Genomic DNA, 10646 nt, shown 5'->3' with positions numbered 1-10646 from the left:
AACCGATAAAGAGGATGTACTGAGAAAAAGAGAGGATGAACGTGAGCGAATGTCACAGAGAATTGATAACATAATAGACGCTTTACCAATCATTGGACTAGCTATGAGAGAGCAACTAACCTTTTCTGTTTTAGGGAAAGAGAAGGTTCTTTATTATCAGCAACATGGGAACATTGACTTAGGGTTTAAAGCTGGTGATACAGTGGCTAATGGATTTCAAAACTTTGCGATGCTGAAAAATGGGAGAGAGCCATCATTTATTCAAATCCCGAAAGAGGTGTACGGGATTCCAATGGATATCGTAGCCGTCCCGATTACAGATGAGAATGGTCAGGTTGTCGCTGCCTTTTGTGTTGCATATGACCAAACCAATCAACATCGATTAGATCACATCATGACAGAGAGCAACCAAGCATCTGAAAAACTAGTCGCGATGGTACAGCAAGTTGCCGCACATTCAGAGGAACTACAAGCGACAAGTGAACAAATACTGCAAAATACGAAAACCACTGTCGAAAATTCCTCTAAAATCAATCAAGTGTCCAATCTCATCAAAGGTATCTCTGATCAAACGAACTTACTCGGACTCAACGCATCAATAGAAGCTGCAAGAGTAGGTGAAGCGGGTGCAGGCTTTGGAGTGGTCGCAACAGAAGTGAGGAAGCTATCCACTCATGCGAAGCAAGCGACGACTGATATTGAAACAGCGCTAAAAGATGTACAGGGATCTATTAAAGGAATGGAAGAAGAAATTGCACAAATCGTGGCTTCCTCTGAGCATCAAGCAGAGCTTGTAGGCACTTTTACTAAAATTATTGAAGGACTTCACGAAACTAATGAAACGATGAAAGCATTGGCAGACGACTTAGTTAACTATCAAGTGAAATAAAAAATTCTGATCAAAACCTCCAGCTGAATAGGAGGTTTTTTTAACGTTTTAAGGTGAGGAACTTGTTAGGATATTGACCGATTGATCGCTGACAGGCAGGGTACACTTCTGTATGATAGAAAAAGAGAGACTAGCTTGGTCATTAGACCTATTCATAAGGAGGAAGACCATCGTGACACAATCAGCGAAGCTGCAAGAAATACTCGCACCTTACCGAACATTGTTAGATCAAACTGAAAAACCAATGATTCAATTACAGATGAAACAAGGAAAAACAGGACCATACGACAGCAAAATAGCAGGGGACCCTTACTTCCCAAAAAACGACGAATATCCAGTTGACGGTGAAGGACATCCTATGAAGCTTTTGGCACAAGTTAATTTTGGACAGCTGCCGAAGCTGAAAGATTATCCAGAAACAGGACTTCTGCAAATTTTTATTTCTGTTCATGATGATCTTTATGGGATGAATATTGACCATAAAACAGAGCAAAAAGATTTTCGGATTAAATTCATTGAAGAACCTTTTTTAGCAGAAGAAGAGTTATTAACTGATTTTTCTTTTGTGAAAATTCCAGATGATTTTTATTTTCCTGTGACGAAAGAAGGCGCGATAACAGGTGAATTATCAAGCGAAACGATCAGTGTAGGAGATTTTCGATTTGAAAAAGTCACAGGCAAACAAAGCTGGGACCTATTCGAAGGTGTAGAAGGTATTGATGGAGATGAAGCGGATGCCTTGCTAGATGAATTTTATGAGACAGAGAGTGGTTTTGGTCACAAATTGGGTGGGTATCCAGGCTTTACACAAGAGGACCCGCGTACCTACGAAGACCAGGAACATACCGTTCTGTTATTACAAATCGACTCAGATGATGAAGTGGATATGTTGTGGGGAGATTGCGGGATCGCCAACTTTTTTATCAAACCAGAAGACCTCAAACGAAAAAATTTCGAGAATGTCGTCTATAATTGGGATTGCTCCTGATTTTGTAAAAAACACTCTTTAAACACTCTTTATAGAGTGTTTTTGTGTATGTTTTTAGACTTTTTGTCCCTATTTCGTCATGTTTGAGAGGTAATATGTCATTCTTTCTAGTTGACCGTATCAAAAAAAAATGTAAAATCATCTTAAAGTCCTCTTTTTTGATAATAATAATAAAATGACATATCAATCAACAATAAATGCTCGAAAAAGCGGAATGTACTGGGGGGTATCAATTGATCATTTCGAAAGTAATCAATAATAATGTGGTCAGTGCGTATGATGACGAGCAGCATGAGCTGGTCATTATGGGCAGAGGGATCGCGTTTCAAAAGAAAAGCGGAGACCCGATTGACGAAGAACGTATCGAAAAAGTATTTTCCATTCAAAATAAAGATATATCAGAAAAATTTAAAACCCTGCTTTATGATATTCCAATCGAGTATATGCAAGTGTGTGAGGCGATTATTGATCATGCGAGAACGACCCTGAACAAAAATTTAAATGACAGCATCTATGTGACGTTGACGGATCATATCACCTTTGCCATCGAACGTCATCAAAAAGGAATGGACATCAAAAATGCTTTGCTCTGGGAAATTAAACGGTTGTACAAAGATGAGTTCATGTGCGGTGTAGAAGCGGTTCGGATCATACAGGACAAGCTTAACATCCATCTTCCTGAGGATGAAGCCGGTTTTATTGCGATGCACATTGTCAATGCAGAACTCAATGAGGAAATGCCGAACGTGATTCAAATTACCAAACTCATTCAAGATATTTTAAATATCGTCAAGTATCACTTTCAAATTGATTTAGACGAGGAATCATTAAACTATTTCCGTTTTGTCACTCATTTAAAGTTTTTTGGGCAGCGTCTGTTTAACGAAACACAAATGGAAAATCAAAATGAATTTCTGTATGAAGTGGTAAAAGAAAAAAACACAGCAGCTTTCCAATGCGCCGAAAAAATTAATGATTATGTTCAAAAAGAATACAACCGAAGTCTCATAGAAGATGAGATGTTATACTTAACTTTGCATATCGACAGAGTGATAAAAAGAAAATAAATTTAAAAAGAAAGCGTTGACATCACTAAATTAACATGATAATTTATAACTATAAACTAAATAACCCACAATCTTTTAGGATTGTTACTGGTCAAGCAGGCAAAACCTAAATCATTGTCCCTATCTTTGATAAGGCGTGATTTAGGTTTTTTTATATCTAAAGACATATAAAATTAAATAATGATCAATCGCTATGAAGGATTGTTACTGGTCAAGCAGGCAAAACCTAAATATCGATTAATGTCTGAATCGCTATTTTTCGGACATTAATGGATGTTTAGGTTTTTTCTATATCAAGATGTAATCAACGATTGGAGGGTAATACAATGAACCACAAACAAACAGCAAAAGAAGTTCTAGAGCTTGTCGGCGGTGAAAAGAATGTTAAGCAAGTCACGCATTGTATGACAAGACTTCGCTTCAACTTATACGATGAAGGCAAAGCGGATAAAGAGAAGCTGCAATCAACAGACGGGGTCATGGGTGTGAATCAAAGCGGGGGTCAATATCATGTCATTATTGGCAATGATGTTTCAAATGTCTATCAAGCGATGATTGCTGACTCAGGCCTGTCAACAGATGTAAAGTCAGGCGGTACAGAAGAGGCTTCAAAACAAAATGTGATTTCAAAGCTTTTCGATTTTATCTCTGGTGTCTTCACACCGATTCTTCCAGCCATCGCTGGAGCCGGTATGATCAAAGGGATATTGGCACTCATGCTGACGTTCCAGTGGATATCGGATAAAAGCAGCACATATGCAATTTTAACAGCTATCGGCGACGGAGCCTTTTACTTCTTACCGATTCTGCTTGCTGTAAGCGTCGCCAAAAAAATTGGCACAAATCAGTATATCGCCGCTGCCATTGCAGCCGCCGCACTGCACCCGCAGTTAACGGCTTTACTAGGCGCAGGAAATACAGAATTTCTAGGCTTACCAGTGGTGGCCGTTGTGTACTCTTCATCGGTCATTCCAATTTTACTTACTATCTGGCTCGGCTCATATGTTGAAAGATTCGCAGAAAAATACAGCCCGAAATCATTAAAGATCATCCTTGTTCCAACGGTCACACTTCTCGTCGTTGTACCAATTATGCTCATCGCGGTAGGACCGCTTGGTGGGATTATCGGAAATGGCCTTTCAGGTGGAATTGATTTATTGTTCAAACATGCAGGTATTTTGGCTGGATTCTTGATCGGCGGCTTCATGTCACCATTGATCATTACGGGTATGCACTATGCACTACTTCCAATCATGATCAACAATATTACGTTAAACGGTTTTGACTTCATTCTTCCAATGATGTTTGTAGCGAATATGGCACAAGCAGGCGCAGCATTCGGTGTCTTCTTAAGATCAAAAAACAAAACATTCAAATCATTGGCGATGTCTACAAGTATCACTGCATTAATGGGTATTACTGAACCTGCTATGTATGGTGTGAACATGCGATTGAAAAAACCGTTCCTTGCAGCCCTCATTGGTGCAGCAGCAGGCGGCGTGTTCATGTCGATCTTTAAAGTAAAATCATATGTGATATCTGGATCAGCAGGTCTCCCGGGTCTCCCAACATTCATTGGTCCAACATTTGTCTACTCCATCATTGGATTGGTCATCGGTTTTGTTGTAGCAACCATCATGACACTTGTCCTAGGATTCAAAGATGTACCAGTGAAAGATGATACAAAAGCAGACAAACCAGAAGAAAAGAAAGACACAGCAGCACTTCAAAATGAAGTGGTACAAAGCCCGCTTGAAGGACAACTAAAGCCGCTAAATCAAGTAAATGATGCAACATTCTCAAATGAAATCATGGGTAAAGGTACAGCCATTGTCCCAACAGTTGGACGTGTAGTAGCACCATTCAATGGCAAGGTTGAAACCATTTTTCAAACGAAACATGCCATTGGCTTAAAGAGTGACCAAGGCACTGAGCTCCTCATCCATGTTGGAATTGATACGGTGAAGCTCGGCGGAAAGCATTTTACAAGTCATGTAGAGTCAGGTGATCTTGTTCAAGCAGGAGATGTGCTCGTTGAATTTGATATCGAGGGCATTCAGCAAGAAGGCTATGATGTCACCACACCAATTATTGTGACCAACACAAACGATTTTGCACAAGTTGATGCGAAAACAGAAGGCACGATTTCAGTACAAGAGACACTGCTCACAGTCAGTGTAGAAGAAAACGAGGAGGGCATTCAACATGAACAAGTTAGAAAAAACATTTCCTAAAGGTTTCTTATGGGGCGGCGCTGTTGCGGGCAACCAAATTGAAGGTGCTTATAATAAAGATGGAAAAGGCTTATCGACAGCTGATGTATCACCGCACGGTATTATGCATCCATTCGATGAATCAATGAAAGACTTGAACTTATATCATGATGCGATTGACTTCTACCATCGCTATAAAGAAGATATTGCACTCTTTGCAGAAATGGGATTCAAATGCTTCAGACTATCCATTTCTTGGCCGCGTATTTTCCCAAATGGCGATGATGCTGAACCAAATGAAGCAGGTCTTGCTTTTTATGACAGAGTATTTGATGAACTCCATAAGCATGGAATTGAACCAGTTGTCACGATTTCTCATTATGAAATGCCGCTTGCACTTGTGAAAAACTACGGCGGTTGGAGAAACCGTAAGCTTGTCGATCTGTATGAAACATATGCGAAAACGTTGTTTACTCGCTATAAAGACAAAGTGAAATATTGGATGACCTTTAATGAAATCAACGTCGTGTTACATGCACCTTTCACTGGCGGCGGACTTGTATTTGAAGAGGGTGATGACGAGAAAAGCATTCAATATCAAGCAGCGCATCACCAATTTGTTGCAAGTGCTTTAGCTGTCAAAGCAGGACACGAAATCATTCCTGATGCGAAAATCGGCTGTATGATTGCAGCGATGACCACATATCCGTATAGCTCAAGACCAGAAGATATGTTTGCTGCGATTGATCAGGACCGTAAAACATTGTTCTTCTCAGATGTACAGGCAAGAGGCTACTACCCAGGTTACATGAAACGATACTTCCGCGAAAATGGAATTCATATTGAGATCCAAGATGGTGATGAAGACATCCTAAGAAACCATACAGTGGACTATATTGGCTTCAGTTATTATATGAGCTTTGTGACAAGTACAGATCCAGAGGTTCTTGGACAAGTTACTGGTGGTAACCTATTCGAAGGCGTGAAAAACCCTTATCTAGAAGCAAGTGATTGGGGCTGGCAAATTGATCCAAAAGGACTTCGTACAACACTAAACCAGCTATATGACCGCTACCAAAAACCATTGTTTATCGTAGAAAATGGACTGGGAGCTGTCGATCAAGTAGAAGAAGACGGGTCCATTCAAGACGATTACCGAATTGATTACCTCAGAAGCCATTTGCTAGAGGCGAGAGAAGCCATCGCAGACGGAGTAGATCTGATGGGTTATACAAGCTGGGGTCCAATTGACCTTATTAGTGCATCAACTGCTGAAATGAAAAAGCGCTACGGTTTCATTTATGTCGACCGTGATAATGAAGGAAACGGTACATTAGATAGAAAGAAAAAGAAAAGCTTCGATTGGTATAAACAAGTGATTGCCACGAATGGTGAGCATTTAGACGCATAAAAAATTAAGGTCAAAAAAACCACTCAATGCCATGAGTGGTTTTTTTGCAATATAACAAATACATATCAATTATATTAAATACTTTTGAGAATTGTCGTAATGTGTCGATCGATAGTAGTTGATATAAATTTGGTAATATAGGATAATTATCCCGATTGCGGAATAACTGTATCGAGAAATCGGGGGAAAATATGTCTAAATTCAAATTTTTATATCTAGCTATTATTTTTGTAGTTGCATCATCATTATTTTATGTTCAAGATGCTCAAGCTTATAGAGCAGTAAAAACAATTTCTAAGGTAACGGCTAAAGCGGATTTACCATATTGGTCTGATCTTAAAGGTTGCGGCAAATTTAAAGCTCAAAGTCAAACAACACGTACAGGCTTTAAGAAACTTCACCACGATGTCAGTTTCTACACTGTTGGTGGAAGTGTTTCTGCTCCAGGAACGGGAGCTACAGGAAGTGCTTCAAGTAAGTCTTATAGTAAGTCAACGAAAGGTAAAATTTACACTACTTCAGGTAACGTTTGTGCAGGTGGATTAGCTATTTATCTTGGTATGTATACGACAACTGAAGTAGATCAAAATAGCAGCAGAACTTACACAGCTACAGCTAAAATCTAAAAGTCTATTGATTCAGTTATTCCGCACTTATTTCAATTAATATTAGGAGAATACATCATGTATAGAATACTAATATTTATAGTCTCAATGATCTTGATTGTAACGGGATGTAGTCAAAATGAAAAAATATCTATGCAACGAAAGATTTATAACAAAGATTTTTTACGTACTATCCACTCTTATATGAAGAGTGAGTCAGGAGGTCAAGTCTTTGAGGTCAACAGCCAACAAGAGCAACCATCCGAATTAATTCAAAACACGCTAGCACTTTACCAAAAAAATCGTGGTCACGATCGTAAACAAGTAGAATGTAGGGAAGAAAAAAATCAATTTTTCTGTAAGGTGGCACTTTCTCACAGTGTGAATAAAAATCAATTTTCAAAGAAAGATATCACCGGTATGGATTCCTATTTAAACCTTTTCTTATTATATGATGTATTTATTAAAATAAAGGATTCTAACGGTGTTAAACTAGTCAATGAAACTTTCTCCAAATTGGAAAAGCCGTCTCCGCAAGATAAAATAGAGTACCATTATTATCTGATATTGACATCATATTTTCATCATAAGGTACCTACCTTTTTAGAAAAAGAGATTCAATCTAACTTGGAACAATATACAAGTTTATCTCTTTTTGATTATGACGAGCCTATTATTCTTTACGCATCACTTATATTGGCGAATATGTTAGAGATAGAACCAAATGTGAAACATTTAACGAAGATTTATTTTAATGAAGATAACCAAAAAACCATTTTGTTTAGAGATGAAATTACATATTGGTTCCACTTTCAAATCATTCAGTTATTACAGGATATGAATCATCAAAAAGAGAGCGGGCTTACTTTTAACATTCCTTCAAATTATATGCCTTTTCCTTCATTATTTTACTCATTAGATTCTTTAAGGAATCTTTATTTAATGTCAAACATTTTTTCTAGTGCTGATCTTGACCAAGCAGAAGAATATAGACAGATTTTAACTAATCGATACGAAGGTTTACTTGAAGACGAACATCAATTAAGCAGTTATCAAAATCAGTTTTTCGCAAAGCAAATCACGAGTGAATTAGGTTTGCCGTTTGACGAAACATCGATTCCTGATGGCACATGTCAAAACATAGAGAACAGTAGTGAAATGTACTATTGTTTTAAACTTAAAGGGGAAAAAGCCGATAAGAGTATTGTGAAGTGGAGCGATTCGGATGATTTATTAACAACACTTATGAAATATGATATTGTAGACATAAATCAAGAAGATAAGAATAAATTGGTAGATATGTTTAATGAAGTTATTTCATATCATGGAGATAATCATTACATTATTCTCAATTTATATACGGATCTTTTATTACGCTATAACCTTGATGTGCCAAAAAATCAAATTAAGAAAAAAATTAAAGCCTCTCATTGTGGCTTAGGTTATTGCACATCTAAAGGAAGTTACGATTTCGAATTAGGTGTTTATGGTAATCACACACTTAATTTGTTAGAGGGGATTGAGATGGCTAGTGAACTTAGATAATAAAGGAGATACGTCGATTCTAAAGATCGACAACCTTGGCTTTCGATATGGGAATGAAACCATATTAAAAGATTTGTCTTTACATATTCAAGGCTCTGGCCTTTATGCCCTTCATGGGGAAAGTGGTAGTGGAAAGACGACATTTATTAACATTATTGCATTGATTCAAAAACCGAGTACTGGGAAAATGACGTTGTTCAATCAGTCCATTGATTTTACAAATCAAGAACAGATTGATGAATACCGCAAAAAAATCGCCTATTTCTTTCAAGATTTGAACTTGATTGAGTCTTTAACTGTGAGAGAGAATTTGGATGTCATCTCGTTAATTAATGAACAAGAAATCTCAAATGAAAGATTAGCAGAACAGGCTAAGAAGCTCAAAATGAGCGAGAAACTTGATGTAACAGTTAGTAACCTTTCAGGTGGAGAAAGGCAGCGCGCGGCTTTTTTGAAAATCATGCTGTTTAATTATTCACTGATTCTATTAGACGAACCAACAAATAACCTTGATAAAGATAACATTCAGATGATGCTTGGTATGTTATCTGATTTGAAGAAAACGAAGACAATTTTAGTCGTTACACACTCTGATACCGTTGTGCAACAAGCTGATGTCGTTCTTCGTTTTGAAGACTTGAATAAAAGGAACCAATCCATATGAAAACATTATTCGTCTTTGACTATTTAAAAAAGAAACATCGATCGACCCTGAGAAAATTGGCTGTTTTGAATTTTGTTTTGCTGATGTTGATCTTTTTCTCTATATTTACTATCCTGATTTCTGCTGATAATATTTACAAAAACGTATTGACTAACGAGCGCCTTTCAATGGTTTTAATTAATGGGTATTCGAAAACCGGTGAGTACGAGTACGATACAGATAAAATTAAGCGTATGCCGAATGTCAAAGACATTGTCTACGAATATGACGTCTCGTTATCTATTGAAGCAGATGGAGAAACGGATATATTATCAGCTCTATCATTCAATCCGACAACAAAAGAGGCTGTGAGTTATGAGGGTGATCTAAAAGAAAACACCATCTTGCTTCCAGAAAGGTTCAAAGGTAAAAAAATCAAAGCATATGATGGTGAAGTGGAACCATTAGAAGCGAATATTGAGTACTATAAAGGTGAAGGGAACTATTTCTTAAAAGATTACAGTTACCTATCACCAGATCTGTACAAAAAAATGAGTAGTCAAATTAAGATTGGTGAGAACTACGATGGCGTTAGAACACTCATTGTTAATTTAAATAAAACCGAAGATATTTATGAGTTTGTGAACCAGTTTGATCGGATGTTTGATGAAGAGGATGTTTTTGTATACTACCAAGCGCAAGGGCTAGAGAAATTAGTCGCTAATTCAAAATTGTCATTTTTGTTGCTTGTCGTATTTCAGATCATTTTATTTGTGGTGATTGCTTTTATTTATCGAGGTCAGATGCATACACTGATTAGCATTTTGAACCGTGATTTGTTGTCCCTGTATTTAAATGGGATGTCACCAAAGGATATGATCAAGCAATTCTACCGCAGTATAGATAAGATGAACCTAAAAGTGTATATTGTAGCGTTACTATTCATTGCCGTCTTGGGTGCTTTCTTGCTCGGTCAATTACCAGGAGAGATCATTTTATGGATTGGCGGTACAGCAGTTGGACTTCTTCTTGTCTTGGTTCTACTGAATAAATGGTTTGTGCGCTACATTATCACAAAACGCATGAAGAAAGAACTGTCACAAGAGAATATCGTATCAAGATTGCGAAACTAAAAAAAGAACTGCCATTAGGCAGTTCTCAGACCGTAGACAAACCCCACCTTTACTTCAAGTAAAAGTGGGGTTTTCACTTATTTCGATAAAATCTATCTGGTGTCTTACGCTGGACATGGTTCTTTCCATGTCCAGTTTGCTAATTTTTTAAG

Annotated in this window: 9 protein-coding genes; all 9 read left to right on the top strand. The window is 37.6% G+C overall.

Annotated elements, in window-relative coordinates; genetic code table 11:
• Positions 1-49: 49 nt before the first annotated feature.
• The 9 genes from C6W18_RS17340 to C6W18_RS17300 all read left to right on the top strand — a co-directional run bounded on the left by C6W18_RS17340 (position 50) and on the right by C6W18_RS17300 (position 10494).
• The gene (locus C6W18_RS17340; RefSeq protein ID WP_034324795.1) at positions 50-889 is read left to right on the top strand and encodes a methyl-accepting chemotaxis protein; all 840 of its coding nucleotides are present in this window, start codon (positions 50-52) and stop codon (positions 887-889) included.
• A gap of 172 nt (positions 890-1061) precedes the next feature.
• Positions 1062-1877, top strand: a complete 816-nt coding sequence (locus C6W18_RS17335; protein WP_105928372.1) for a YwqG family protein — start codon at positions 1062-1064, stop codon at positions 1875-1877.
• A 233-nt stretch (positions 1878-2110) separates the two neighbouring features.
• Entirely contained in the window at positions 2111-2944 is an 834-nt protein-coding gene (licT, locus tag C6W18_RS17330; RefSeq protein WP_105928371.1) for a BglG family transcription antiterminator LicT, read from the top strand.
• 326 nt (positions 2945-3270) lie between these two features.
• Positions 3271-5178 carry a beta-glucoside-specific PTS transporter subunit IIABC gene (locus C6W18_RS17325; RefSeq protein ID WP_003214828.1) on the top strand — a complete coding sequence of 636 codons (1908 nt, stop codon included), beginning with the start codon at positions 3271-3273 and terminating at the stop codon, positions 5176-5178.
• Positions 5150-6568 carry an aryl-phospho-beta-d-glucosidase gene (gene bglH / locus C6W18_RS17320; RefSeq protein ID WP_105928370.1) on the top strand — a complete coding sequence of 473 codons (1419 nt, stop codon included), beginning with the start codon at positions 5150-5152 and terminating at the stop codon, positions 6566-6568. Before C6W18_RS17325 ends, bglH begins: the two co-directional genes overlap by 29 nt.
• A gap of 191 nt (positions 6569-6759) precedes the next feature.
• Positions 6760-7194 carry a hypothetical protein gene (locus C6W18_RS17315; RefSeq protein ID WP_034324807.1) on the top strand — a complete coding sequence of 145 codons (435 nt, stop codon included), beginning with the start codon at positions 6760-6762 and terminating at the stop codon, positions 7192-7194.
• Between the two features lie 57 nt (positions 7195-7251).
• Positions 7252-8718, top strand: a complete 1467-nt coding sequence (locus tag C6W18_RS17310; protein ID WP_105928369.1) for a hypothetical protein — start codon at positions 7252-7254, stop codon at positions 8716-8718.
• Positions 8705-9382 carry an ATP-binding cassette domain-containing protein gene (locus C6W18_RS17305; protein ID WP_223251734.1) on the top strand — a complete coding sequence of 226 codons (678 nt, stop codon included), beginning with the start codon at positions 8705-8707 and terminating at the stop codon, positions 9380-9382. The genes C6W18_RS17310 and C6W18_RS17305 overlap by 14 nt, the downstream gene beginning before the upstream one ends.
• Positions 9379-10494 carry a hypothetical protein gene (locus tag C6W18_RS17300; RefSeq protein WP_105928367.1) on the top strand — a complete coding sequence of 372 codons (1116 nt, stop codon included), beginning with the start codon at positions 9379-9381 and terminating at the stop codon, positions 10492-10494. The genes C6W18_RS17305 and C6W18_RS17300 overlap by 4 nt, the downstream gene beginning before the upstream one ends.
• The last annotated feature ends 152 nt before the right edge of the window (positions 10495-10646 follow it).

The sequence above is a fragment of the Bacillus sp. LLTC93 genome, from assembly GCF_002993125.1.
GTDB lineage: Bacteria > Bacillota > Bacilli > Bacillales > Bacillaceae > Bacillus > Bacillus zhangzhouensis.
Note: the sequence above shows the minus strand (reverse complement) of the source record. Positions and strands in the feature narration are given on the sequence as shown.

Bases quoted from the DNA above. Each gene is read 5' to 3' on its own strand.
- C6W18_RS17325 (WP_003214828.1), top strand. From the start codon at position 3,271: ATGAACCACAAACAAACAGCAAAAGAAGTTCTAGAGCTTGTCGGCGGT.
- C6W18_RS17315 (WP_034324807.1), top strand. From the start codon at position 6,760: ATGTCTAAATTCAAATTTTTATATCTAGCTATTATTTTTGTAGTTGCA.
- C6W18_RS17310 (WP_105928369.1), top strand. From the start codon at position 7,252: ATGTATAGAATACTAATATTTATAGTCTCAATGATCTTGATTGTAACG.
- bglH (WP_105928370.1), top strand. From the start codon at position 5,150: ATGAACAAGTTAGAAAAAACATTTCCTAAAGGTTTCTTATGGGGCGGC.
- C6W18_RS17340 (WP_034324795.1), top strand. From the start codon at position 50: ATGTCACAGAGAATTGATAACATAATAGACGCTTTACCAATCATTGGA.
- C6W18_RS17300 (WP_105928367.1), top strand. From the start codon at position 9,379: ATGAAAACATTATTCGTCTTTGACTATTTAAAAAAGAAACATCGATCG.